Origin of the sequence: Thiocapsa rosea (assembly GCF_003634315.1) — a bacterium.
Lineage (GTDB): Bacteria > Pseudomonadota > Gammaproteobacteria > Chromatiales > Chromatiaceae > Thiocapsa > Thiocapsa rosea.
Map to the genome: position 1 here is coordinate 3,470,679 of NZ_RBXL01000001.1, position 25,739 is coordinate 3,496,417.

A 25,739-nucleotide genomic window follows, 5' to 3' on the forward strand; every position below is an offset into this window, starting at 1 on the left:
CATGGCTAAGGCAACGTTTGAAGTTCCCGAGCTGAGTCAGTACCTCGACGTCCCGCCCGTGACGCCGCAGACCATGGCTCACAGCAAGCCGTTCGTGGCCAAGCCCGAGTTCCAAGCGCCTCTCGGCTTTCCCGGCGAGCTTATGGACGACTGGCAGGAGAAGGCCCTCGATAAGATGGGCGAGCTCCTCGGAAAATATCGCTCGTTGCGGGTCTACCTGGACTCCTGCGTCAAATGCGGCTCGTGCACCGACAAGTGTCATTACTATCTCGGGACCAAGGACCCGAAGAACATGCCGGTTGGTCGGCAGGACCTGATGCGCAAGGTCTACCGGCGCTATTTCACCCTGGCCGGAAAGCTGTTTCCGAAACTGGTCGGGGCCGAGGACTTCACCAAAGACGTGCTCGATGATTGGTATAGCTACTTCCACCAATGTTCACAGTGTCGACGCTGCTCGGTCTTCTGTCCCTACGGGATCGACACGGCCGAGATCTCCATGGCGGCGCGCGAGATCATGGACAGCATCGGTGTGGGTCAGAAGTACTGCAACGAGATCATCGGCAAGGTCTATACGATCGGCAACAATCTGGGTCTGCCCGGACCCGCATTGAGGGACACGCTGGAGGGCTTGGAAGAGGATGTCTTCGACGAAACGGGCGTCGCCGTGCGCTATCCGATCGATCAGGTCGGTGCCGATATCCTGCTCGTCACGCCCTCGGCGGACTTCTTCGCCGAGCCCCATGTCGACGGATTGATCGGCTACGGCAAGGTCTTTCACGAGGCCGGTGTGACCTGGACGCTCAGCTCGCATGCCTCCGAGGCGGCGAACTTCGGCATGTTCATCGGCTCTTACGACAACATGCGTCGGGTCGCCCAGCGTATCCGCGAGGCCGCCATCGAGCTCAAGGTCAAGCGCATCGTTTTCGGTGAATGCGGTCACGCGTGGCGGGTCGCCTACAGCTTTCTGAACACCTTGGCCGGACCCTGGGACTTTCTCGATCCGCGTTATCCGGTGCCGCAGCACATCTGCGAGTTCACCTACAACCTGATTCAGGAAGGCAAGTTGACGTTCGACAAGGGCGAGAACGACGACAAGGTTCTCACCTATCACGACAGCTGCAATGTCGCCCGCGCCTCGCGCATGGGCGATACGCCCGGCGGGCAGTTCGAGATCCCGCGCGCCATCATCCGGGCGACCTGCAATCACTTCTACGACATGGACGAAGATACGATCCGCGACCGGACCTTCTGCTGCGGCGGCGGTGGCGGATTGTTGACCGACGACCTGATGGAGTTGCGTGTGAAAGGCGCCAAGCCACGCGTGGAGGCGCTGAACAACGTGATGCTCGAAAAAGGCGTCACGCATATGGCCGCCATCTGCGCCATCTGCAAAAGCCAGTTCACGAAGGTCCTGCCGTATTACGGTATGGAGATGGATCAGATCGTCAGTCTGCACCAATTGGTATCGAACGCCATCGTGCTGACCCCCTCCCTGGACGGCGAGGACGACGAGGACGACGAAGAAGAGGCAGAGGAGGCCGCCTGAACCGGCAGGCTTGCGTCGCGAGGCGCAGGTTTCCCCGAAGGCCCCGAGCTGCGAGCTGATACGAGCCCCCTGACGATGTATCAGGGTTCAACCGGTACGGAGAGTGATCGACATGGCGACTTCAACCGACGAAATGAAGACCAAACCTTCCTGGCGCCGTTTCGAGGACGGTCAGCACGAGTGGGAGAAGTGGACGGATAAGATCTTCGTTCAGGACACCTCCCACAAGTGTCCGACCTACGTCCACAAGACACCGCCGTGTCAGGGCAGCTGTCCGTCGGGCGAGGATATTCGCGGCTGGCTGCAGATCGTGCGCGGAATGGAGAAGCCGCCGGTCGGGATGGACTGGCAGGAATATGCCTTCCGCCGTTCGACCGACGCCAACCCCTTCCCCTCGATGATGGGACGCGTCTGTCCGGCGCCCTGTCAGGACGGCTGTAATCGCAACGCGCTCGAAGACTTCGTCGGGATCAACGCCGTCGAGCAGTTCATCGGCGACACCGCCATCGAGAAGGGCTACCGGTTCGAGGCTGCACCGACCGACACCGGCAAGCGCGTCGCCATCATCGGCGGCGGCCCGGCCGGCCTTGCAGCGGCCTACCAGCTGCGCCGCAAAGGGCACGGCGCGACCATCTTCGAGGCCAACGAGGGTCTCGGCGGGATGTTCTTCTACGGCATCCCGGGCTATCGCGTGCCGCGCGACAAGCTCAACGCCGAGATCCAGCGCATCCTCGACATGGGTCAGATCGAGGTCCGCCTGAAGACCAAGGTCGGTACCGATGTCACCGTCGAGCAGCTCGAGAAGGAGTTCGACGCGGTGCTCTGGGCGATCGGCTGTCAGAGCGGTCGCGGGCTGCCTGTCCCGGGTTGGCAAGGCACGCCGAACTGCGTCTCGGGTGTCGCCTTTCTGAAGGCTTTCAACGAAGGCCGCATGAAGATCACCGCCGAGAAGGTCGTCTGCGTCGGCGGCGGCGACACCTCGATCGACGTCGTCTCGGTTGCACGCCGGCTCGGTCATATCACCAAGACCGGTCCGAAGGATCTGCCCGAGACCGTCATCCACGACGGCTATGTCGCGCATGATGCGGCCATGACTGCCGCGGCCGAAGGCGCCGAGGTCACGCTGACCTCGCTGTTTACGCGCGACAAGATGACGGCCTCCGAGCACGAGGTTCACGATGCGACCCACGAAGGCGTGACCATCCTGGACGGCGTCATGCCCCTGGAAGTCATGCTCGGCGAGAACGGGCGGGCCACCGGACTGCGCGTCGCCGATTGCCAAATGGTCGACGGTCGTCCGACCCCCGTCGAAGGGACCGAGCGCGTCCTCGCGGCCGATCTCATCGTCGCTGCAATCGGTCAGGGTGGCGATCTGTCCGGTCTCGAGGAGCTCGACAACGGGCGCGGTCTGATGAACGCCGACAAGTTCTATCAGGTGCCGAACAAGCCCGGCCACTTCGTCGCCGGCGACATCATCCGCCCGCATCTGTTGACGACGGCCATCGGCCAGGCCTCCATTGCGGTCGACTCCATCGACGAATATGTCCGTCAGGTCGAGCACAAGCGTCGCCCCAAGGTCGACGTGCATCACTTCAATCTGCTCGAGAAGATGACCGAGGCAAACCTCGCGCCCGAGGCATTCGTCCCCGACGAGCGCGGCGATATGCGCGGAACCTCGAGCGCGAACTACGCGATCCATAACTACGAGGATCGTTCGGGTGCCGAGGTCATCCCGCACGAGGAACTCTTCCTCGGTCACTTCAACTTCCATGCACGCAATCTGCGCAAGGAAGAGGTGCCGAGCTCCGATGACGTGCTGGGCCACTTCAAGGAGCGGGTGATCGGTCTCGCCGAGGCCGAGGCGATCGACGAGGCCAAGCGCTGCATGAGCTGCGGCATGTGCTTCGAGTGCGACAACTGCGTCATCTTCTGCCCGCAGGATGCCGTCTTCCGGGTCGACAAGAACAGCCGAACCACCGGACGCTATGTCGACACCGACTATGCCAAGTGCATCGGCTGTCATATCTGCGCCGATGTCTGCCCGACCGGCTACATCAAGATGGGTCTCGGCGAGTAAGCACAGTGGAGGCGTCGATGGCAAAAGCCGCAGTGAGAGCTGGCCTCGTCGCCGTTGGATTGGCTTGGGTGCTGGTCGCCCAAGTCGTCCTGGCGGCCGACGCGAAGACCTATGTACTCGAGGGATCCAAGGCGGCGGCCTTGGAGTCCTGTGTCGAGCCCACCGACGTGATGCGTCGCAAGCATATGGAGCTCATCAAGCACCAGCGCGACGAGACGGTCCACGGTGGAATTCGCTCCAGCAAGCACAGTCTCGCCGGTTGTGTGGAGTGCCACATCCGCTCCGACGCGGATCATGTGCCGCAACCGATTCATCGCAAGGACGAGTTCTGCGGCGCCTGTCATGCCTTCACAGCCGTCAACCTGAACTGCTTCGACTGCCACGCGTCCGTGCCCAAAGGCCCGGGCGCCGAGCAGGCGTCGCACGCCGCCTTCCAAGCTGTCGGTGCGGATCGATCGGTTCAGGCTCGACCTGATGGGGAAGACCACTGAGATGAAAGATCACCACGAACCAACCGATCCGACCGACGCCGGTCCTGCCGATTCCGGACGCCGGGCCTTCATGGGCGTCGCCGCCGGTATCACGGCCGCCGTCGTCGCGCCGGGGGTTGTCCTTCATTCGGTCACAGCCGCCCCGCGTTCGGAGGCGGTGACCAGCGACGTGCGCTGGGGTCTTCTGATCGACACGGCCAAATGTGTCGACGGCTGTTCGGCCTGTGTCGATGCCTGCGACCGCGAGAACGGACTGAATCTTCAAAACAAACCCGCGAGCGCGTCGCAGGAACACTGGGACGACCAGAAAGCGGTCTGGATCCGCAAGGTCCAGCTCCAGGACAACCAGACCGGGCGTGTCACCAACCTTCCGCTGATGTGCCAGCATTGCGAGCATCCGCCATGCGTGGATGTCTGCCCGACCGGCGCCTCGTTCAAGCGCGCCGACGGCATCGTCATGGTCGACCGTCATACCTGCATCGGTTGCCGCTACTGCATGATGGCCTGCCCCTACAAGGCACGCAGCTTCATCCACAAGGCGGTTGAGGATCAACTCACCCGTGTGCCCCGCGGCAAGGGATGCGTGGAGAGCTGCAACCTCTGTGTTCATCGGCGCGATTTCGGCGAAGACTCGACCGCGTGTGTCGATGCTTGTCGCGAGGCCGGGCACGAGGCGATCGTCTTCGGCGACCTCAAAGATCCCGAAAGCAGCATCCGAAAGCATCTCGCCGAGATGGCGAGTCGGCAGATCCGAGAAGATCTGAGCTTGAATACGGGCGTTCGGTATTCCGGAATCTGACCTGGGCGAGGTGAGCAGGACATGAAGCGAATCATCTATCGCGAGTGGCGCATTCCGCCCGCTCGGTACTGGGGCCTCCTCGGCATTCTCGCCTCGGTTGTCGTTATCGGCGCGCTCGCCTTCGCTTACATGGAGCACGAAGGCCATTGGGTCACCGGGATGAGTAACTCGGTGGTCTGGGGTACGCCCCATGTGTTTGCCGTATTTCTGATCATTTCGGCCTCCGGCGCGCTGAATATCGCCTCCATCGGGACCGTCTTCCGCAAGCCGCTCTACAAGCCGCTCGGGCGGCTCTCCGGCCTGCTCTCCGCAGCGCTTCTGATGGGCGGTCTGCTGGTGCTGGTGCTCGATCTCGGGCGCCCCGAGCGCTTGGTCGTGGCAATGACCACCTACAACTTCCGCTCGATCTTTGCGTGGAATATCTTCCTGTACTCGGGATTCATGGCGATCGTCATCGCCTACCTCTGGAGCATGGCGGATCGCCACGGCGAGCCTTACAACCGGCCCATCGGGATCCTCGCGACCTTTTGGCGGCTGGCCTTGACGACGGGCACCGGCGCCATCTTCGGCTTTCTGGTCGCGCGTCAGGCTTATGACGCGGCTATCCTTGCGCCCATGTTCGTCGTGATGTCCTTCGCCTATGGTCTGGCCATCTTCATGCTGGTGATGATGTTCACCTTCACGGAGGAAGGTCGTCCCATCGGCGAACGTATCCTGTGTCGGCTCAAGAATCTGCTCGGTATCTTTATCCTGGGCGTGTTCTACTTCACGCTGGTCTATCACCTGACCAAGCTCTACGGCGCAAAGAACCATGATCTGGTCGGGTGGCTCCTGCTCGACGGCGGCATCTATACCTTCATGTTCTGGGTCGGCTGGGTCCTGGTCGGCGGACTCATGCCGCTCGGGATCATCTACCACCCGGTGCTGAGCAAAGACAGAACCTGGATTGCCGCTGCGTGCGGCTTGGTGATCGTCGGCGGATTGGCCAGCATGTATGTGATCATCATCGGCAGCCAGGCGTATCCGATGCAGATGTTCCCCGGTCATACGGTGCTCGCCTCGGGTTTCTTCGACGGCGTGCAGGGCGAGGCGTCGCGTTACTCCCCGACGATTCCCGAGGTCCTGCTCGGACTCGGCGGTGTGGCGATTGCCCTCTTGATCACCTCCGTAGGCGTACGGGTCTTGCAGTTCCTCCCCGAGTCGCTCGCAGACGATGTCCTGCCGGTCGACGAGGAAAAGATCGTGGAGCAAGGTCCGGCAGGCGCCAAGGCCTGACGGCGGATCGGTCGGCCCGTTCGTCTCGGACGGCGCCGGCATGGCTTCATGTCGCCCGAGAGGCGCGCTACCGCCGAGCCTTTCGGATGCCTGCGGCCATCGAAATGACTTAGCAGTAATAGGTCGGGTGACAGTTCGATGGCGCATCTCTACATCGCGGCGGCTCAAAAGTCGTCGGGCAAAACCACCCTTTCCATCGGTTTGTGTCGTGCTTGGCGTGACGCGGGCGTGCGCATTCAGCCCTTCAAAAAGGGACCCGATTACATCGACCCGCTGTGGCTGACCGAGGCATCCTCGCGGTCCTGTTGCAACCTCGATTTCCACACCATGGGACGCGAGGAGATCCGGGATGCCTTTGCGCGAGAGCTCGACACGGCCGATCTCGGGCTGATCGAAGGCAATGTCGGCCTCTTCGACAGCATCGATCCGACAGGCTCCAACAGCAACGCCGAGCTCGCCAAACTCTTGGGCGCACCGGTCGTTTTGGTGATCAACGCGCAGGGTATGGGGCGCGGCATCGTTCCCCTTCTGCTCGGTTATCAGGCGTTCGACCGCGATCTGAATCTCGCCGGGGTGATCCTCAACAAGGTCGGCGGGACGCGCCATGCCCGCAATCTCATCGCCGCGCTGGAGCACTATACGGATCTGCCTGTGCTCGGCGTGATGCACCGCGACGACGACATCGAGATCGCCGAGCGACACTTGGGGCTGATGCCGAGCAACGAGGCGGAGGCCGCCGAGGCATGGATCGAGCGCATCCGGGGGCGTGTCGCCGAACAGGTCGACCTGAGCCGGATGCTCGCGATCGCCGAGGGCGTGCCGCGTCCGTCGCCCATCCCGTGCGTGTCGTCGATTCACGTCCCTGCCGGGGATGTGGTGCGCATCGGCGTCGCGCGTGACGCCGCCTTCGGCTTCTACTATCCGGACGATCTGCGTGCCCTTGCCGATGCGGGTGCCGAGCTGGTCGAGTTCAGCCCGCTTGCCGATCGGACGCTACCCGCGCTCGATGCCCTCTACATCGGCGGGGGGTTCCCTGAGTGTCGCATGGCGGAGTTGGAGGCGAACCGCGGGATGCGCGAGGAGATCGCTGATTTCATCGCGCGAGGCGGGCCGGTCTACGCCGAATGCGGCGGGCTCATGTATCTGTGCGAGGCGATCGACTGGAATGGCGAGCGGCGCGCAATGGTCGGCGCGCTCGAGGCCGAGGTCCGGATGCACCCCAGAGCCCAGGGGCGCGGGTATGTGCGTCTTCGGGAGACTTCGGATTTCCCGTGGCCGGATGGGGCAGTCGGCGCACCCTGCGAGATCCCCGCACATGAGTTTCACCATTCCGCGGTCGTCGCGCCTGACCCCTCCTGGCGATACGGCTATGATGTGCTGCGAGGTGTGGGAATCGACGGTGCACATGACGGGGTTGTCCAAGGTCATCTGCTGGCCTGTTACAGTCACCTCAGAGACGTGGGCGGTGTCGGCTGGACACGGCGCTTTGTCGCGCATGTTCGGCGCTGTCTCGGCGGTTGATGATCGGCAGGAGTCTCGAGGCGACGAGCCGCATAGACAGAACGTATCGCGAGTCCGCGACCCGCGGAACACGCGCTTGAATCCGTGCAGATCGCTCCGAACGGGTTTGGAGCGGAGCCGATCGGACGCATGTCACGCGAATACACAACAGGACAACAGCACAAAAGGTTTCAGATGTTCAAACTCACGACAGCAGCGGCCGATCAGGTGCTCAAGGCCGCCCAACAAGGCGGCACCGAGGGTATGTCATTGAGGTTGGCCGCGTTTCAAATGCCGGACGGGTCGATCGACTATCGGATCGGGTTCGACGAGCCGACCGAGGACGATATCCGCATGACCTGCGAGGGCGTGGATATCGTCATGACGCCCGAGCAGGTGCCTTTGCTCGACGAAACCACGATGGACTATGTGGAGATGGAGCCGGGTCAGTTTCGCTTTATCTTCATGAATCCGAAGGATCCGCACTACAAACCGCCGACCGATGTCTGATCCGGATCGGAGCCCCTCGGCATGGATCTCAGCAACGAAGACAGCTTCCGGCTGAACGTGCTGCTGGCCAATCGTCCGCAGGCCATCCGCATCGACGAATCCAAGCTGATCGTCTACGGTCTCGGCCCGCAGGGCGAGGCGACCGTGCGTCTCAACCCGAACGCACGTCCGGATCAATATCTGCGTCGCGTCAAAGAGCTTATTTCCGGTCACGTCCTGGGCTCGCCCGGCGGTTATCCCATCTATCTGCGCCGCTGGACCCGCATGGGCCAGATGCGCGACGAGAGCCTGGAACAACTGCTCCTGCTCGGCGAGCCGGAGGCCGTCGTGGCGGCCGTCTGCTCGCCCGGACTCACCGACGAGCTGGCTCGGCGCGCCTGGTGGGCCATGGAGGACGCGGAGAATGCCCGGCGCATGTTGGGCAATCCGGCGATCGTCGCGGGGTCCATGGGGCGGATCCTGGTGGACTATCTCCTCGACTATCTCCCGTTCGAAACCGAGAGCGACAAGACCACCGAGTCGATCCGTTTGATCCTCCTGACCGGTCTCCTCGACGCCGATCGGCGCGACGACCTGTGGAAGAAGGCCGCGCGCAAGCAGGTCTATCTCGTCGGTTTCCTGCAGGCCGTTCCGGACAACCTGCCGGGGGCAGAAGGCTCGGCGGCGCGCCCGCTTCCCGAGCCGATCCTGGCGCTCTCCGAGGCTGGAAACCCCTGTGCCGGGCTGCTCCGTCGGGTCTTTTCCTCTCCCGGACAGACCTTCCTTGCGACCGTCGCAACGGTGTTGTCGAAGCCACCTAGTCAGGACGTGGTGTCGGCGACCTTTGACTTGCTCAGAGACTATTTCGGTGCGCTGCGCCCGGAGGGTGACCCCGACCTTCCACTCTCGGATCTGATCGCGGAAGCCGAGCGCTTCGCAACACCGACGAGCCCTGATCCCGACACGGCACGGCTGCTGCACGAGTACCCGGAGATGGCCCCGGAGGTCGCCGCCATGCGTATCCTATCGGGTGTCGGCTATGGACTGATCCGCGCGGTCGCACTCGATCCCAGCGTCCTCGGCAGCCTTATGCGCCGAAAGCTGACGCCTGTTATCGACCCGCTCCAGGATCGCCTGCGCCTGCTCGCAAGACGCTGATGATGCTCCGGGTGGTCGCTCATTAGAGCGACCACAGCATCCTCGAGGGGCTCGTGACATCCGCTCCGCTGTGTCACGCATGCCCCGTGGCACTCCGCGCCACGTGCCACGAGGGCCGAATTGACGAACGGGTCACTCCGCGTCGTCGGGTCAGCGAGGGAGTCATCCGAGGGTCGAGAGGGTCGATGTCTTGACCGGCCGCGGCCGACGGGCGACCTCGTCGCCTTTTTCACCTGTGTCTTCTATGATTGTTTTTGACGATCGATAAGTTAATAACAATCGATTTTGAAGATTGATGTGCCGTCGCTATGCTCCTATGCAACACTTTGAAGAGGAGCACTCACATGGCTAAAACGATGACGTTCGCGATCCTGCATATGACGGTCGCCTTCAGCGTGGCCTACCTGTTGAGCGGCAGCCTCCTGGTCGGCGGGGCGATTGCCCTGGTCGAGCCCGCGATTAATACGGTTGTCTACTTCTTCCACGAGAAGGTGTGGGACCGCATCCGGCAACATCGCGCGCAAGGGCCTCCCGGCAGCCTGCTGCCCGTTTGAGATCGCGCGGCTCGATCCTCGGATGCCCCGTTGGACCGCCCCGGAGACGGGCCGTACGGCTCAAGGGTTAGACAGTACCGCGTCTTGCGAGAGACCCACGAGTCTCTCGCTGATGTCCCAGAGTCGCTCGTTGGCGGCGGGATCGCGTGCCTGAGATGGCGCCTTGATGGGCCGACGGCCGTCGAGATAAAGCCCCGTGACGCCGTCGAGGTCGGTCGATCGGGCCGCGTAGAGCACGCGCTCGGCGGCCCGCGCCGGGGTCGGTAGGGCCCAGCCGAGCAGCAGATCGACGGCTTTCCAGAAGACCCCTTGTGCGCCGTCGGACCCGCCGAGGTTGGATCGAAAGACGCCCGGAAAGACACAGTTCACGCTCACTCCGGTGCCTTCGAGCCGCCGTGCCAGCGCGAAGGTGAAATGCAGGTTCCCGAGCTTGGACTGACCGTAGGCCTGCATCATCCGATAGGGGCGCCGGGTCCAGTCGAGATCCTCGAAGTCCATCGCCGTATCCATCTTGGTGCCGACGTTGACGATCCGGGCCGGTGCGCTGTCCTTGATGCGCTCGAGCAGGAGGCCCGTGAGCAGGAAGGGGCCGAGATGGTTGACCGCCAGCGAACGCTCAAGACCCTCGGGGCTTGTTCGTCGGCGCGCGTAGGCCGTTCCGGCGTTGTTGATCAGGACGTCGAGTCGCTCGAATCGGTCGAGGATCTGTGCCGCCGCTCGGCGAACCTCCTGCTGACTGCCGAGGTCCGCAACGAAAAGATGGACGTCTTGGTTCCCGGTGGCTGCGATGATCTCGTCTCGGGCTACCCGACCGCGTTCTTCGTTGCGGACCAGCATGCCGACACGCATTCCGTCGCGGGCGAAGGCGTGGGCGAGCGCCTTTCCCAGGCCTGAGTTTGCCCCCGTGACGAGAACAGTCCTGCGATTCGCGTCCGTCATACGCAGCCTCCGGTCGAGGGTGGTTATTCGGAGTAGCCGCCGCGCCCGGTTCCGCGTGTGTCGCGTGCGAAATAGCTGACGCGCCCCATCGGAACTACGGTGACCCCGCCTGCGCTGACGTGGAAGCGTTGCTGATCCTTGACCGGATCGAAACCGATTCGATCTCCGGCCTCGATGACATTGTGTCGATCGACGATGACGTTGCGCAGATGGGCGCCGCGGCAGACGCGGACATAGTCCATGATGATGCAGTCCTCGAGGACGACATCCTCCTCGATCACGGTCTCGCGACGGATGATGGAGTTGGTCAGGCGTGCACCCTCGTGGATCATGGTCGCCGCGCCCAGGAGCGTGTTGCGCAGCTCGCCGCCCAGCACACGCGCGACCGGACCCTGGTAGCCGCTGGAGAAGACGGGCCACTCGGGGTTGAACATATCGAAGGCCGGCTCGGCTCCAAGGACGTCCTTGTGGGCGTCGAAGTACGCATCGATGCTTCCGACGTCGCGCCAGTAGACGGGCGTTTCGTAGGGGTGCACGCCCGGTATGACGTTCGTCGAGAAGTCGTAGGCAAAGAGTCGATGGGTGTTGAGCAGTCGCGGCAGGACATGCTGGCCGAAGTCCGATTCACCGGCGGCCTCGCACTCTTTGAGTGCCTGCATCAGGACCTTCGCGTCGAAGATGTAATTGCCCATCGAGGCGAAGGCCATGGTCGGATCGCCGGGAAGCGGGGAGGGATTCGCCGGCTTTTCCTCGAAGGCGTTGATCCGTCCCTCTTCGTCGGCGGCGATCACGCCGAAGCTCGACGCCTCGGCGAGCGGTACCGGCAGGGCGGCGATCGTGACGTCGGCGTTGCGCGCCTTATGGAAATCGACCATCTGGCGGATGTCCATCCGGTAGATGTGGTCGGCCCCGAAGACAGCGACCAGATCAGGCCGATGCTCCTCGATGAGAGCGATGTTCTGATTGACTGCGTCGGCTGTGCCCTGGAACCAATGCGTCCCGGACATCATCTGGGGTGGGACAACGGTCACGAACTGACTTTGCAGCAAGGGAGAGATGGTCCAAGCCTTGCGTACATGCTCGATCAGAGACTGTGATTTGTACTGCACCAGCAGATAGATGGTTTGGATCTGGGAGTTGACCAGGTTGCTGAGCACGAAATCGACGATGCGGTAGCGGGCGCCGAAGGGTACCGACGGCTTGGAGCGCGCCGTCGTGAGCGGCTGGAGTCGCGAGCCTTGGCCACCGGCCATGACGAAAGCGATGATTCGATCGGTCTGCATGGTTCCTCCGCTTGCCCCGCCGTTAGGAGCTTGTGTTGTGATGGCTGGATCCGATCATTGGACCCACACGAGAATGATAAACCCGTCGAGCGGAGCTTTCCCGATTATCGCAAGCCCTCTCGATCGGACCCCGGCGGCGACCGAAACAGGGGCGACGCGGGGTCCCGAACGTCTACAATGTCCAACCCCGACGGCAGAGGAGTAAGCGAGCGATGAGTCAACCGAGGAAGAAGGTCCCGGGACGCCCGGTCATCCTGATCATCCTGGATGGTTTCGGTTTGAACCCGTCCAAGGCCAACAACGCGGTCGCGATCGCCGACACGCCGAACCTCGATCGCTATTTCTCGAGTTATCCGCACACCGCGCTTCATGCCTCCGGGCTGGCGGTCGGGCTCCCGGACGGACAGATGGGTAACTCCGAGGTCGGGCACATGTGCATCGGCTCGGGTTGTGTCGTGCTCCAGGATCTGGTGCTGATCGACCGCGCGATCGACGATCGCAGCTTCTTCGACAATCACGCCTTGGTGAACGCGGCGCGTGCGGCAGCGGAGCAGGGTCGGCCGATTCATCTGATGGGTCTGGTCTCCGACGGCGGAGTTCATAGTCATGTCCGTCATTTGGCAGCGTTGATCAAGTTGTGCAAGCGTCAGGGTGCCCGCCCGATGGTCCACGTCTTCACGGACGGCCGGGATACCCCGCCACGCTCGGCACTGAGTTATCTCAAGTGTCTCGACGAGGCGCTGGAGACCTCCGGGGGGCGAATCGCCACCGTCAGCGGACGCTATTACGCGATGGATCGAGACAACCGCTGGGATCGCACCGAGCTGGCCTGGCGTGCCATGGTCGACGGCGAGGGCCGGCACGCCGAGAGTGCGCACGCGGCAATCGAGGCGGCCTATGCCGCGGGCGAGGACGACGAGTTCATCCGTCCGACCATCGTCGACGGCGGCGAGCCGATCCGCGACGGCGATCAGGTGATCCACATCAACTTCCGCAAGGACCGCCCCCGTCAACTGGTCTCGGCCTTGCACCAGAGCGATTTCGACAAGTTCGACCGCCGCGGCGTGACCCGGGTCCAGGTCACCGGCATGATGGAATACGACCCCTGGTTCGGGCTGCCCTTTGCCTTCGATACCGACACGCCGAGGACCACGCTCGGGCAGATCCTGAGCGACGACGGCATCGCGCAGTTTCATTGCGCCGAGACCGAAAAATACGCGCATGTGACCTTCTTCTTCAACGGCGGGCGGGGCGACCCCTTCCCCGGCGAGGAGCGCACGCTGATCCCCTCGCCGAAGGTCGCCACCTACGACCTGAAACCCGAGATGAGCGCGCCCGGGGTGGCGGATGCCGTCATCGAGGCGCTGCGCGGCGGTGAATTTCCGTTCATCGTGGTGAACTTCGCCAACGGCGATATGGTGGGTCATACGGCCGTGCGCGAGGCGGTGATCGCCGCCGTCGAGACACTGGATCGCGAGGTCGGCCGCGTGCTGGACGTTGCCGTTGAGTGCGGCTACTCGGTCATCTTGAGCGCCGACCACGGCAACTGCGACGAGATGGTCGATCCGGTCACGGGTGCCCCCCATACCCAGCACACCACCTATCCGGTGCCCTGTCTCGTCATCGACGAGGTACCTTGGCGCCTGTCGGTCGGCGGCGGGATCAAGGACATCGCCCCGACGATCCTGCACCTGATGGGCATCCCCATCCCGGAGCAGATGGACGGACACTCGCTCCTGCTCGGGCCGGCGACGGTCTGACGGATGCGCGTCTATCTCGATCTGCTGCGCGATGTGATCGACAACGGCATCGACAAGTCTGACCGCACCGGCACGGGGACGCGCTCGGTGTTCGGTCGTCAGGTGCGCTTCGATCTACAGCAGGGTTTTCCGCTGCTGACCACCAAGCGGGTGCATACCAAGAGCCTGATCCACGAGTTGCTCTGGTTCCTTGCCGGCTCGACCGACAACCGGTGGCTTCAGGATCGCGGCGTGACGATCTGGAATGAATGGGCGGCCGAGGACGGTCGCCTCGGTCCCATCTACGGCGCCCAGTGGCGCAGCTGGGCCTGTCCGGACGGTCGTGTTGTCGACCAGCTCGCCGAGCTGGTCGCGACCATTCGGACCCGCCCCGATTCGCGTCGGCTGGTGGTTTCCGCCTGGAACCCGGCCGATCTGCCCGACGAGACCCTGAGTCCGCATGAGAACGTGCAGGCCGGGCGCATGTCGCTCGCCCCCTGCCATTGTCTCTTTCAGTTCTACGTTGCCGAAGGGCGGCTCTCTTGTCAGCTCTATCAGCGCAGTGCCGATCTGTTTCTCGGCGTGCCTTTCAATATTGCCAGTTATGCCTTGCTGACCCATCTGATCGCGCACCAATGCGACCTGGACGTCGGCGAATTCATCCACACCTTCGGCGACCTGCATCTCTACCGCAACCATCTGACCGACGAGATCGTCTACGAGCAGCTCGGGCGCGAGCCTCGGGCGCTGCCTCGGCTCAACCTCCTGCGTCGACCGCCGAGTCTGTTCGACTATCGTGTCGCGGATATCGAGATTGTCGGGTATGAGCCGGAACCTGCGATTCGCGCCCCCATTGCAGTCTGAGGCTGAATCGCGCTCGGAGCGGTTTGCGCGGCTCGATCGTGGCGTGGTGTTGTCGTGACTTTGCGACAGTGGAGCGGCGCGATTCAGGATTTTTCGATTGGGGTCGGACGGTAGGGTGCGGGTGAGCGAGGGGGCTTCGGGGTTTGTTGGTTTCTGTGTGCTGTCTTCCGTGTTGCGCGGCCTTGCGCAACATTCACGATCTTTCCGGGCGAGGAGTTGCCGCTGATGGAGTCACTGATTCAAGTCCTGCTCGCGTACGGGCTGTTTTTGGCCAAGACGATCACGATCCTGCTCGGAATCGCCGTGTTGCTGGTCCTTGCCGTGCGGGTTCGACACGGCGGCCACGGCGATTCCGAGCAGTTGGAGATCACCGATCTCAACCAGCGCTATCGTGCGCTGAGCTCTGAGCTGAAGGCGTTTTCGCTCTCGAAGAAGGCGTTCAAGGCGTACCGCAAAGCCGAGCACAAAGAGGAGAAGGCCCGCGAGAAGTCGGGACATGCCGATCGCAAGCGGCTCTTCGTCATCGAGTTCAACGGTGATATCCGCGCCAGCGAGGTCGGCGGGCTGCGGGTGTTGGTGACAACGCTCCTTATGGAGGCCCGCGACGGCGATCAGGTCCTGGTGCGTCTGGACAACTCGGGCGGTCTGGTCAGCGATCACGGGCTGGCCGCGTCGCAGCTGGCACGCATCCGCGAGAAGGGGATCCCGCTGACGGTCGCGGTCGACAAGGTCGCCGCCAGCGGCGGCTATCTCATGGCCTGCGTGGCCGAACGCATCATCGCCGCACCCTTTGCGGTGATCGGCTCGATCGGCGTGTTGGCCGAGCTGCCCAACTTTCATCGGCTGCTGGAGCGCGCCGGGATCGACTTCGAACTCCATACGGCCGGCGAATACAAGCGCACGCTGACGATCTTCGGTGAGAATACCGACGAAGGTCGCCAAAAGCTGCGCGAGCAGTTGGAAGAGACACACATACTCTTCAAGTCGTTCGTCGCGACCTATCGCCCCGCGCTCGATCTCGACCGCGTCGCCACAGGCGAGTATTGGCATGGCCAACGTGCCGTCGAGCTGGGTCTTGTGGACGCCATCCAGACCAGCGACGATTTCCTGCTGGCTGCGATCGAGGACATGGACCTCCTCAAGCTCAAATACAGCGCCCGCAAGAAACCGATCGAGCGGCTCCTGTCGAGCATCCGAGTGAGCTTGGACGGCGCCGTTGCCAACTGGCGCCGCGCGAGCTGAGCAAGTTCATCGAGGACGCCGTGCGCTGGCACCACGTTTGAGATCTGCCCACAACGCTAGCCGCGCGGGGTCGGCTTAAGCGCCGTGTTAGCCCTTATCTAGTTCCAGTTGACTGACGACATCGGCCAACGAAGCCGAAGCCGCTGGACCCTCCGCTTCCTTCGCGCTGCGGAGATCTTGTAAATCCTGATAGTCTTCGAGAGCTTCCGCGACGGCGCGAAATTCCTCTATGGGAAGGACGACGTACTCTTCGGAACCTTCCTGCCCGATAAACTGAGGATGCAGGTTCATGGATCACCTCTTGGCGTAAACGTGCTTTCGGTGCATCACGCGGTACACAACAACCGTAGCTTCTTCAACTTCAAAAAGTACCCTGTAGTTGCCAACTCGGAGCCGATACTCAGGCGTGAAATTCGTGAGCCGCTTGATGTTTCCGGTCAATCCGTTTTCCAGTTCGGCGAGCTTCGCGGCAATGCGCGTGGCTTCTTGTTTTTGGAGGCTACGTAGATCCTTTATTGCCTGTGGCTTTAGTTCAACCTTCATATGGGGTTCGCGTAGTATCGGGCTTTTCTCTTATCGGCTAACGTGCAGGCTAAAGCGGCGCGCGCCCGCACGGAGCCTGGGAATTAGCACGATGCCCGTGGCGCGCGCTCGCTTTTGAGCAGAAGGTTAGGCTCTTCATTTTCCGTGAAAAGAACTCGAGCCAGGCCCCTTATCCCTCTCGGCCTTGATCATCGTTTGGTCCAAAACCCAGCGCAAGAGCAAGGATAGCTGCGACCTTGGCCTGCAAATCAGAACCTTACGCTTGGGCGCCGCACTCTCGCCGGCTAGGTGGACCAAACGATGATCGAGGCCTCCCTCTCCTTATCCCTCTACCCTTTTAGATGGAGCGCAGCGAAGGCATGACCGTCGGCTTGAATCGAATGTTAGGGGCCATATGTGCCACGCTTTATTTGCGAGGTGAGCGCTGTCGCCAAGCTAATGTACTCGGCAACATCATCCGGTTTAAACACAGCATCGCCTACGTGAACTGCTTTGTTTCGGAGGTCGCGCAGACGATGGAATATTTCCAACTGCGCGCCATTAATGATTTCTTTTCGATTGAGGGCTTCGCCTAACCGGAGTGGCGCCATTGCGGTCTTTTTCGAGAAATTGGGATCGCGAGCGAGCAAGACTTCTGCGGCCACCGTCTCCACCTGTATCCACGCCTCCAATATGGCTGAGCGGGGAGATATCTCAGCCAAGGAATAAAGCCGGTCACGAGGCACCATGCCGGCAGCTTCCATTTCTATGCCGCGCAACGCAGTACGCGATTTCTCAGCTGTCTCCTCCAAAGCCTTTCGGAACTCTACTTCGAAGTCCTTGTATTTGAGACGCTCGATGTATGGAAAGAAGGCGCCGATGTTACTCCGGAGTACAAAAGCAACGGTGAGCAAGGTGGCGGGCCAGGCCAAACTAGAAATAAGAGATGAGAAGAATTGCAGCCAGTCCATCGTATCCCCCTGTGTTTGGAGCCTAACGACCGGCCTAAAGCAGCGCGCCACCACGGAGTTTGCCAGTTAGCACGAACCCTATGGCGCGCGCTCGCTATTGAGGCCACTTGTTAGGCGATCTGTGTCTTCCTGCCAGTTTAATTGAGTCTGGCACGTTATTCGTTCTAGTCGCAATGGCAAGTATAAGGCTGATAGACGACAATCGGGGCTTCACAAGAAAATTCGCCGGGGCCAAATTTGCTCCCCCCTGATCAAAGCAATTACTCCTGGACGGTCTGGTGGATGCTGTATAGCCACGTATTCGCCGGCGATACACAGCTTTTTGCTCCTTGCGCAAATATGCTCGCATGTTGTTTCCTGCGGTGCAGTTGCCATTTCATTGGATCCCCGAGAACCTCCTGGTTCGTCAAGCCGACTACGGCTATTAGGTCGTTGCTCACCTGTCGGTGAGGTCGTTGGTTTCATTTCCGGGCCAATAAGGGATGTGATAATTCGATCGATAAATGGCTTCATGCAGTCGCGCTGGTCCCTTAAATCGTCGCGCTATAAATGGCCAGAAAAGCTATCTATGACACCCCTTGCATCGGATTTGGAAAGATGTACTTTACCTGTAACGCCCCTCTTAAGAATAGAAATGCCTCCACCTATGTCTCCCTCGATCTCAAGCTTATTGCCCGCTGCACACGCGGTCTTTAAGAAATCGATCGCGATGTCGATTTTATCAGAATCCTGGGCTACGCCTACAACCGGCGACAGTATAAGCACTAATGCTAAAGTAGCCATCTTCATATCGCTTATTCTCCATTCTCTTGCCAATTTCTCGCGGCCTAACGCCTGCCATCACCGGTGGCAGAACCGCAGCGAAGCGGAGGTTTTGGAAACCGGCGCATGGCCTGGTTAGTTTCTCTTTTGCCGGTGATCAATCCATTCAATTTGTTTGGATGCTTCATTCATACGTACAAGGATTGTTCCACCGGGAGGCTTGAAGCTGGTGTCGAAACCGATGTCTCCTAGCACCTTCACTCCCTCGTGATAGTCGTTTAAGAAATTCAGGAACGAGCAAACGATCTGCTCGTAGTCAGGCTGATAGCTGGGCTTGGGCAGCAGCAGCTTAAACGTATTCCCATCATTGGCTTCTGCATAGATGGAGAGTGCAAGAGAATACGGGCTGTCTTCACGAAGCTTACCCTTGGTGCCCAAAAGTACCGGCTCAATCCGCGGGGATTGCATGGTCTTAGTCGCAGTCTTCGACAGCTTAGATTGTGCTCGACCGAAAACCCCGTTTTTTCCCGTCCCCGCACCCTGTCCTGAATGGCGGCCGGGAGCGAGTGTATTCAATCGAGCCTCATTCTATGGTCATTCGCGCAATCAAGCCGCTTAAATGAGAACGACTCGCATCACCGCCATACGGCAGGCGCACCACTCCCCTCGGAGGAGGCGCCCGGCCCGATCGACAGGGTCAAGCCGCGCGTCGTCGACGCTGTCGTTCTCGCTCGCGTCGTGCTTCCTCGGCCTCCCGCGCCAGCAGCAGCGCGCCGATGCGCTGGAGGTTGCGCGCCACCACCGCCAAGGCGACGTAACGCTTGAAGCCGTCGATCCCGTGATCGCGACAGCGGTCGAGCCCGTGGACCTCCAGCGCGTTGATGGCGGACTCCACGGCGGAGTGTTTGCGGCGCAGCTGGATGAAGCGCGGATCGCCTTCGCGTGCGCGCTCCGCGGCCGAGCACTTGCCCTTTTTCGGCAGCACCGGAAAGTCGATCACCTCGGCCAACCCGCGTTGGTTGGCGGGGCTGTGGAAGCCCTTGTCCATACTCGCGCTGGCGACCGTCGGGAAGCGCTCCAGGGTCTCCTCCACCAGGGGTACGGCGACCTGATCGTCGGTGATACGCACCATGACCCGATGGTGCAGGATGAAGCCGTGCTGATCTTCGACGATCGCCACGCGCAGACCCAGCTCCACCGGCACGCCGGCCTTGCCTTTGCTGATCCACTCGGTGTGGGGCTGGAAGATCGAGAAGACCTTCTCGGCATGCGGGATGGTCTGACCGCCCAGCACGCGGCGGCGAATCTGATCGATCTGCCGCTCGCCGTGGGCAATGAAGGCATCGAGCGGTTTGAGCAGGACGTTCGGCAGCGCCGCGATCAGGTGCAGGCGGAGACGCGTCTCGCGCGCCCGCATCAGTAAAGCCGCCGGCCAACTCCAGATAGGCGGCATGGGCCGCTTCGATCTCGACACGCCGTGCGGCTCGTTTGTCCGGATCCTGCGCGGTGGAGTGCTTGAGGGTTTGCGCCCGCCGATAGGCTTCTTCAGGCAGCGCACGTTGTAGGCGCTTTGCCGCCAATCGCTCAGGCCGGCGTCCTCGCACAGCCCGGCGCTGGTTTCGATGGCCTTGCGCACGGCGTCGTAGAGCAGGTTGATGTCGGTCGGATAATGGACATGGGTCTCGACCACGAAGGAGTCACACCGCACCGCGAGGGGCTCGTCCGGACTGCTTTTGACCAGCGCATGGCCGGCATCCACGACCGCTTGGTTGATGCGCTCGAGCAGCTCGGGCGTGAACAGGCTCAGGTTGTCCTTGAGGGTCTGCAGGCTGTAGGTCGTGTCGTCGGCCCAGTCGGCATGGCCGAGCATCTTGCGCAGGGTGGTGTGCTGGTTGGCCAGCTCGAGAATCCGATCGTAGTCGGCATTGAGCCCCAAGCGCAGCACCCCGAGCACCAGGATCGCCCACTGCGACAGACCGGGTCGGCCGGTCTCGGGACGGGCCTTGCCGTCCTCGCCGCCGCCCGGCGGGCGCACCTCGGCAAGGATCGCGAACACGGGTTCGCGCAGCTGCGGGAGGGTGTAGATGTGCTGCAGTCCGCGCAGCAATTGCGGGATGTCGTCGCGCGAGCGCAGATCCAGCGCGATCGCGGCGATATCCTCCTCGCCGAGTTTCAATTGCGGATCGATGACGTTGCGCATAGCGGTTCGAATAGGGAAGTTGATGAAGGCTCATGGCGTGCCCCGGCGAAAGTAGGCCAGGATCGCTGTCGAGCCCTCTTAAAATCAGTAGTTTAGGGTTTTACCTGGCCCTCTCGATCGAAAATCGGCGAATCTTCGATCATGGGGGCATATTATAACCGACTGTTTGAAAATGGGAAAGTTGGTTTCTGTTCAGGCACTAGATTTAAAAAGTTGATAGTGGTCCTTGCCAGCCTCTTTAAGAAACCCATCAAAGTAAGATTTTGCAACGAAGAAAACTATGGCTGTCGGGATGAACCACTCCACTCCTGCGTATGGTCCAGAAACGGGACGCGATTCGACGACTACATCTAAGCCAGGGGCAGAAACAGCGTCTTTAAATTCAACGAACTGTTCGTCTGGAATCCCATCTTCGAAAACGACTGCCAAATCAGGCTTCTTCACTTTGCCTCCAGAGCATAACGTGCAGTCTAAGAGCTTGTATAGTAACACGCCATTCAAAGAGAATTTATTATACCTCTTATAGGCATAAAAGCTGATTAGAGAGAGTGTCGGTCCGGTGAGATAGGCAGAATCTGTCTATCTCAGTCGGAGTAGATTCTGGGCTCTCCCGGATCTCAGGGAACGCCAAGTTTAGTAAAATCAGTGTTCTACGCAGCCAATCTTGGTAAACTTCCATTCGAACGCTTTTAACTCAATGGAAAACCGATGATTGACCAGAGCCAACTCCTGCGCCTGCTCGGACTGCCGCAGATCGCCATCGACCGCGTCGAGATCACGGACGCCGCTGTGCTGGAAATTCATGTGCACAGCACCGAGGAGGGCACGCAGTGCCGGAGCTGCGGCCGACGCATCACTGAGCCGCATGGACTCGGTGAAGAACGGCGGTTGCGCCATCTGTCGATCTTCGAGCATCGCACCGAAATTCTCATTCGTCCCAAACGGTATCGCTGCCCCGATTGCCGGGATCATCCCACCACCACCCAACGGGTGGACTGGTACGACCCGCGCAGCGGCTTCACCCGTGCGTTCGAACACAGCCTGATGCGCGCCCTGATCAACAGCACCCTGGAAGACGTCGCGCACAAGGAGGCCGTCACCCCGGAGCACCTCGACGGTATTCTCGATCGGTGCGTCCCGAGCCAGATCGACTGGACGACGCTCACGGCGCTGCCCGTGCTCGGGCTCGACGAGATCGCCTTGACCAAAGGCCACGGCAATTTCGTGGTGATCGTCAGCGCCAGGGTCGAGGACACCCTGAGCATCCTCGCCGTGCTCAAGGACCGTAAGCGCGCGACCATCGAGGCGTTTTTGCGCACGATCCCAAAATCCTTGCGGCGCACCGTTCGCGTCGTGTGCACCGACCTGTACAGCGGCTTCATCGGTGCGGCCAAGGCCGTCTTCGGCACGCACGTCGCCATCTGCGCCGATCGCTTCCATGTCGCGCGTTTGTATCGCGACGCCGTGGAGACGTTGCGCAAGACAGAACTGCGCCGGCTCAAGCGCGACCTGTCGAAAACCGAGTACGGCGGGCTCAAGAACGTCCATTGGATCCTGCGCAAGCGCGAATCCGACTTGAGCGCCGAGGAACGGCGGATCCGCGCCCGGTTGTTCGCCTATTCCCCGCAACTCGCGCAAGCTCATGCCCTCAGCCAAGCCCTCACCGAGGTCTACGACATGCCCCTGTCCAAAGGTCAGGCCAAGCGCAAACTCAGTGGCTGGATGCGACGGGTCAAGAACGCCGAGATGACGTGTTTTCAATCCTTCCTGAAAACGTTGCGCCGTCATTGGGACGAGATCACCAATTATTTTACCGAACGACACACGAGCGGTTTCGTCGAAGGTCTCAACAACAAGATCAAAGTATTAAAACGGCGGTGCTATGGCTTGAGCAACCTGCGCCGGCTCTACCAGAGGGTGTACCTCGATCTGTGCGGTTATCGGGTTTTCGCGCGCTGATCAATGAAAAACAACCGCTTAAAAATGGCTTGGACGGGGTGCGTCCAGCGATATTTTCAACCAACGTGTTCGGTCAAAATGACTACAACGTCATGTTTTTAAATATTTTAGCGCTTTCCCTGAATTCCGGGAGAGCCAGATTCTGCCTAGCCGGTGCCTGGCCGACTCGCCGAACGTCTCTTAGAGTGTACACTAGCCATACACGGCATCCTTCGCGGAGACGCTAACAGATGGGAGGCGGTCAGACAACACGGACGACATCGGTCGATCTTTTCTGGGACCGTTTCATTGATTTGGCTCGGAAAAACGGTGTCAAGGACACCGCCTGCGATGGTATGTCCGGCATGCGGAGCGCTACTTAAAGGCGCGGCGCGGCGGCGGGGTCACGGCAGCGGGGATGTTCAAGTCTTGTAATCACGCATTGCGTGATTAAACGCAGGATCGTCAGGGAGTCGTCCATTATCGGGGCAGCCTATCCTCCGAAAAATAGAAAGAACGCATCCTGATCAAAATCCCGGCTCCCAGATGCGCATGAGCGGGAGCACGAGACCGGGTAGCAGGGCGTCATCGCCGATCTGTGCCGGGTTGTCGGAACACGCCGGCTCGCCAGTGGGTGTGTAGCGCCAGACCTGGCGCTGCTCGGGCAGAATTAGCCAGCCGAGACGCACGCCGTTGTCGCGCCATTCGCGCATCTTGGCGTGCAGGCCATTGCTGTCGTCGGTAGGCGAGGCCAGCTCGATCACGACGTCCGGGGCCAGCGGGAGAAACGTACGCTTTTGCTTTGGGCGCATCGTGGCCAGTCGCTCCCGCAGGACCCAGGCCAGGTCGGGCGAGCGCATGGCACCGTTCGGCAGCAGGAAGCCGGTGGACGAGTCGAAGACCACGCCGCGGCCGTCCGCCCTGGCCCAGGTGCCGAAGTCGCAGGTGAGATCCGCGTTTCTCGCTCCGGTCTCCGCTCCGGTCGGTGGCATGATCTCCAGGTCTCCTTGGGCATTGCGCTCGATTCGCAGTTCTCGGTTGGCTTGGCAGAACGCGAACAGCAGGTCGTCGTCCAGGCGCATGTCGGGCGGGATGTGCAGGTCGATCCGGCCAAGCTCGGTGCCGGTGGGCTCGGAGGCTGTCAGGGGCATTGTGGGTATGTCCAGTTGCAGCAGTGGGCAGCGGATGATCCCGGGAGTCTAGCGCGACGATTCGCGCTGCGCATCGGCACCCGGGGACCGGTCCGACGGTTGCCGATGCGTATCACGTCCGTTGAGTGCCGGGCATCCGGTGGACGCGTCGAGGCTCAGGCATGTCCAGGGTGCCGGCTGACACCGAAGGGATCACTGAGTAAGGCCCCCGGGCGCTGGTTCGCCAGCCAGTAAAAATGGTAAGGCGGAACCACGACCCGATTGTTGAAGACGGCGGGTGATTCGCCCGAGGCCAGATCGATGATCTGTCCGTAGCGAAAGAGTCCGCGCCGGTTCAAGGTGTCCAGGTCCAGATACTGAGGTTTGGCGTCGAAGTTGGCCGCAACCAGGACCGAGTTGGCGGCTAGGCTCGGGTGGGTGCGCAGGAAGACGAAGAGGTGCGGGTTCTCCACATCGATCAGCTCGCGGTTGTTGAAGTCGGCGAAGGCCGGCGTGTCCTTGCGCACCGCGATGAGCCGTTTCAGGCCATCGAAAAGACGGCGTTCGACGGCTCCGCTGAGGTGACGTCGATCGGCGCGCGCCCAGTCGATCCGCGGGCGATGGACCCAGCGCGCGTCGCTCGCCTTGTGCGTGTCGTTGAGGAAGGAGTTGTCGTTGAGGGTGCCGATCTCGTCTCCGTACCAGAGCAGGGGGATGCCGCCGAACGAGAGGATCATGGCGTGCAGCATCAGAATGAGATCCACGACCTGATCGATCGCATGCTGATCCTCGGCCTCGAGCGCCGACTCCAGACCCGCGAGCGATGCGAGCGCGCCGGCAATGCGCGCATCGCCCGTCTTGAGGTTGACGCCGAAGGGGCGTCCGCGCGCCGGTGAGCCCTCGAAGGCGCCGGTAAACCAGTCCACCAGGAAACGACGGTGAGAGTAGGGGTCGTAGTCGCAGGCGCGGATGTCGGCGTCGTCGAAACCCAGGCCGATATCGTCGTGACACCGTAGATAATTCAACCAGGTCGCGCGGTCGAGCTTGTTCGGCAGGCTCTTGATGCCTTGATTCAGCAGCTTGGCGTTCTTGGTCGCGACCGCATCCCACAGCAGCGCCATGAAGGTGGCGTTGTAGGCGATCTCGCACTCCTTGGCGATGACCGCATCCTCGCCGAAGTACTTGATGATCTCCGACGGGGCCACGATCGCCTCGGCGATGAAGAGCACGCCCGGCGCCGTCACCTGGCAGCAGTCCTTCATCAGCTGCAGGATCAGGTGCGCCTCGCGCTCGTTCTGCGAGGTCGTGCCGATCTTCTTCCAGAGGAAGGCGACCGCGTCCAACCGAACGATGTCCGCCCCCTGGTTGGCCCAGAAGAGGATGATGTCGAGCATCTCGATGAAGACGGCGGGGTTGGAGTAGTTCAGGTCCCATTGATAGTTGTTGAAGACCGTCATCACCCACTTTCCCATCTGCTCGTCCCAGGTGAAGTTTCCGGGGGCGGTCTCCGGGAAGATCTCGGGCATGGTCGCCTCGAACATGTCCGGGACGTCGCGGTTGGGGAAGCAGTAGTAGAAGTTCTGGTACTCCGGATCGCCTTCGCGGGCGCGCTGCGCCCATTCATGTTCGTCGGAGGTGTGGTTCACGACCACGTCGAGCGTGAGCAGCATGTCGCGTCGACGCATGGAGTCGCCAAGCCTGCGCACGTCCTCGACCGTCCCGGCACGCGGGTCGATGTCGCGGAAGTCGCTGACCGCATAGCCGCCGTCGCTCGCGCCTTGCGGGCATTTGAGGATCGGCATCACATGGACGATGTTGACCCCGAGCTCCTGCAGGTAGGGCAGACGCTCGTTGAGTCCCTGCAGGTTGCCGGCGAATCCGTCCGAATACAGTGCCATCCCGACCCATTGTTGGCTCAGGAACCAGTTGTGGTCCTCCTCGCGCGCCATATCGAGCTGTTTGAGCTCCGCCGGGCGGTCGATGTAGGCCCGGGCCAGACGCTCGGTGAGATGCACCATCTGCGTCTTGAAGTCTTCGCGATGTCCATAGAGGTGGAAAAACAGCGAATGGATGGCGTAGAAGTTGGCGCCGAGGCGTGTGTAGAAGTGCCGAAGATCCTCGCGACAGATCTCGCGATCGAATTCATCGAGGATGTCGTTGAGAAGGGCATGAGAAACCTGTTCGTACATTTGAACTGCGTCCGGGGTGTGTGGGTGCTGTGTATCGTGTTTTACGGGCATGGAGGCAGCCCGTCATCGCG

24 protein-coding genes are annotated in these 25,739 nt (G+C 61.4%); 13 read left to right on the forward strand and 11 right to left on the reverse strand.

All coding sequences use genetic code 11. The annotated features are described in order from the left end of the window. The first annotated feature begins 1 nt into the window (after window position 1). From dsrK to BDD21_RS15715, 9 genes are all read left to right on the forward strand, one after another. Window positions 2–1,546 carry a sulfate reduction electron transfer complex DsrMKJOP subunit DsrK gene (gene dsrK, locus BDD21_RS15675; RefSeq protein WP_120797930.1) on the forward strand — a complete coding sequence of 515 codons (1,545 nt, stop codon included), beginning with the start codon at window positions 2–4 and terminating at the stop codon, window positions 1,544–1,546. Between the two features lie 112 nt (window positions 1,547–1,658). Next, window positions 1,659–3,623: an NAD(P)-binding protein gene (locus BDD21_RS15680; protein ID WP_120797931.1), complete on the forward strand. Its 1,965-nt coding sequence runs from the start codon at window positions 1,659–1,661 to the stop codon at window positions 3,621–3,623. Window positions 3,624–3,640: 17 nt separating this feature from the next. Next, entirely contained in the window at window positions 3,641–4,114 is a 474-nt protein-coding gene (locus BDD21_RS15685) for a sulfur reduction protein DsrJ (RefSeq protein ID WP_120797932.1), read from the forward strand. 1 nt (window position 4,115) lies between these two features. After that, window positions 4,116–4,913 carry a sulfate reduction electron transfer complex DsrMKJOP subunit DsrO gene (gene dsrO / locus BDD21_RS15690; protein WP_120797933.1) on the forward strand — a complete coding sequence of 266 codons (798 nt, stop codon included), beginning with the start codon at window positions 4,116–4,118 and terminating at the stop codon, window positions 4,911–4,913. Window positions 4,914–4,934: 21 nt separating this feature from the next. Beyond that, a complete protein-coding gene (nrfD, locus tag BDD21_RS15695; protein WP_120797934.1) occupies window positions 4,935–6,188 on the forward strand; it encodes an NrfD/PsrC family molybdoenzyme membrane anchor subunit in 1,254 nt (417 codons plus the stop codon). Between the two features lie 138 nt (window positions 6,189–6,326). Continuing rightward, complete coding sequence (locus BDD21_RS15700; protein ID WP_120797935.1) at window positions 6,327–7,709, forward strand: cobyrinic acid a,c-diamide synthase CobB; 1,383 nt, start codon at window positions 6,327–6,329, stop codon at window positions 7,707–7,709. 174 nt (window positions 7,710–7,883) lie between these two features. Then, window positions 7,884–8,198, forward strand: coding sequence for a HesB/IscA family protein (locus BDD21_RS15705; protein ID WP_120797936.1), 315 nt, complete (start codon window positions 7,884–7,886; stop codon window positions 8,196–8,198). 21 nt (window positions 8,199–8,219) lie between these two features. Further along, window positions 8,220–9,335 (forward strand): sulfur reduction protein DsrS, encoded by a 1,116-nt coding sequence (locus tag BDD21_RS15710; protein ID WP_120797937.1) that lies wholly within the window; start codon window positions 8,220–8,222, stop codon window positions 9,333–9,335. A 344-nt stretch (window positions 9,336–9,679) separates the two neighbouring features. Further along, on the forward strand, window positions 9,680–9,889 hold the full coding sequence (locus tag BDD21_RS15715; protein ID WP_120799961.1) for a DUF2061 domain-containing protein: 210 nt from the start codon (window positions 9,680–9,682) through the stop codon (window positions 9,887–9,889). A 60-nt stretch (window positions 9,890–9,949) separates the two neighbouring features. Here the strand turns inward: BDD21_RS15715 and BDD21_RS15720 are convergent, their stop codons facing one another. Next, the gene (locus BDD21_RS15720) at window positions 9,950–10,828 is read right to left on the reverse strand and encodes an SDR family oxidoreductase (RefSeq protein WP_120797938.1); all 879 of its coding nucleotides are present in this window, start codon (window positions 10,826–10,828) and stop codon (window positions 9,950–9,952) included. A 23-nt stretch (window positions 10,829–10,851) separates the two neighbouring features. Beyond that, the gene (locus BDD21_RS15725) at window positions 10,852–12,111 is read right to left on the reverse strand and encodes a glucose-1-phosphate adenylyltransferase (RefSeq protein ID WP_120797939.1); all 1,260 of its coding nucleotides are present in this window, start codon (window positions 12,109–12,111) and stop codon (window positions 10,852–10,854) included. Between the two features lie 212 nt (window positions 12,112–12,323). On the opposite strand from BDD21_RS15725, the gene gpmI reads away from it, so the two are divergent. The 3 genes from gpmI (at window position 12,324) to sohB (ending at window position 15,956) form a co-directional block, all read left to right on the forward strand. Next, the gene (gene gpmI, locus BDD21_RS15730) at window positions 12,324–13,871 is read left to right on the forward strand and encodes a 2,3-bisphosphoglycerate-independent phosphoglycerate mutase (protein WP_120797940.1); all 1,548 of its coding nucleotides are present in this window, start codon (window positions 12,324–12,326) and stop codon (window positions 13,869–13,871) included. A gap of 3 nt (window positions 13,872–13,874) precedes the next feature. Beyond that, window positions 13,875–14,714 (forward strand): thymidylate synthase, encoded by an 840-nt coding sequence (locus BDD21_RS15735; RefSeq protein WP_120797941.1) that lies wholly within the window; start codon window positions 13,875–13,877, stop codon window positions 14,712–14,714. A gap of 225 nt (window positions 14,715–14,939) precedes the next feature. Next, on the forward strand, window positions 14,940–15,956 hold the full coding sequence (gene sohB / locus BDD21_RS15740; RefSeq protein WP_120797942.1) for a protease SohB: 1,017 nt from the start codon (window positions 14,940–14,942) through the stop codon (window positions 15,954–15,956). Between the two features lie 87 nt (window positions 15,957–16,043). On the opposite strand, the gene BDD21_RS15745 is transcribed toward sohB, so the two are convergent. The 7 genes from BDD21_RS15745 to BDD21_RS27515 all read right to left on the reverse strand — a co-directional run bounded on the left by BDD21_RS15745 (window position 16,044) and on the right by BDD21_RS27515 (window position 20,855). Continuing rightward, window positions 16,044–16,247 (reverse strand): type II toxin-antitoxin system Phd/YefM family antitoxin, encoded by a 204-nt coding sequence (locus tag BDD21_RS15745; RefSeq protein WP_120797943.1) that lies wholly within the window; start codon window positions 16,245–16,247, stop codon window positions 16,044–16,046. Window positions 16,248–16,250: 3 nt separating this feature from the next. After that, window positions 16,251–16,499: a type II toxin-antitoxin system RelE family toxin gene (locus BDD21_RS15750; RefSeq protein WP_120797944.1), complete on the reverse strand. Its 249-nt coding sequence runs from the start codon at window positions 16,497–16,499 to the stop codon at window positions 16,251–16,253. Between the two features lie 383 nt (window positions 16,500–16,882). Next, window positions 16,883–17,449 (reverse strand): hypothetical protein, encoded by a 567-nt coding sequence (locus BDD21_RS15755; protein ID WP_120797945.1) that lies wholly within the window; start codon window positions 17,447–17,449, stop codon window positions 16,883–16,885. Between the two features lie 543 nt (window positions 17,450–17,992). Further along, on the reverse strand, window positions 17,993–18,238 hold the full coding sequence (locus BDD21_RS27510) for a hypothetical protein (RefSeq protein ID WP_147431106.1): 246 nt from the start codon (window positions 18,236–18,238) through the stop codon (window positions 17,993–17,995). 108 nt (window positions 18,239–18,346) lie between these two features. Continuing rightward, on the reverse strand, window positions 18,347–18,787 hold the full coding sequence (locus tag BDD21_RS15760) for a hypothetical protein (protein WP_147431108.1): 441 nt from the start codon (window positions 18,785–18,787) through the stop codon (window positions 18,347–18,349). Window positions 18,788–18,908: 121 nt separating this feature from the next. After that, window positions 18,909–20,411, reverse strand: coding sequence for an ISNCY family transposase (locus BDD21_RS15765; protein ID WP_120797947.1), 1,503 nt, complete (start codon window positions 20,409–20,411; stop codon window positions 18,909–18,911). A gap of 192 nt (window positions 20,412–20,603) precedes the next feature. Then, window positions 20,604–20,855 (reverse strand): hypothetical protein, encoded by a 252-nt coding sequence (locus BDD21_RS27515; protein ID WP_147431109.1) that lies wholly within the window; start codon window positions 20,853–20,855, stop codon window positions 20,604–20,606. Between the two features lie 264 nt (window positions 20,856–21,119). Between BDD21_RS27515 and BDD21_RS15770 the strand changes: the two genes are divergently transcribed. After that, the gene (locus tag BDD21_RS15770) at window positions 21,120–22,370 is read left to right on the forward strand and encodes an ISL3 family transposase (protein ID WP_120795416.1); all 1,251 of its coding nucleotides are present in this window, start codon (window positions 21,120–21,122) and stop codon (window positions 22,368–22,370) included. A gap of 506 nt (window positions 22,371–22,876) precedes the next feature. Here the strand turns inward: BDD21_RS15770 and BDD21_RS15775 are convergent. Continuing rightward, window positions 22,877–23,500, reverse strand: coding sequence for a Uma2 family endonuclease (locus BDD21_RS15775; RefSeq protein WP_120797948.1), 624 nt, complete (start codon window positions 23,498–23,500; stop codon window positions 22,877–22,879). A 155-nt stretch (window positions 23,501–23,655) separates the two neighbouring features. After that, window positions 23,656–25,668 carry an alpha-amylase family glycosyl hydrolase gene (locus tag BDD21_RS15780; protein ID WP_120797949.1) on the reverse strand — a complete coding sequence of 671 codons (2,013 nt, stop codon included), beginning with the start codon at window positions 25,666–25,668 and terminating at the stop codon, window positions 23,656–23,658. Between the last annotated feature and the right edge of the window lie 71 nt (window positions 25,669–25,739).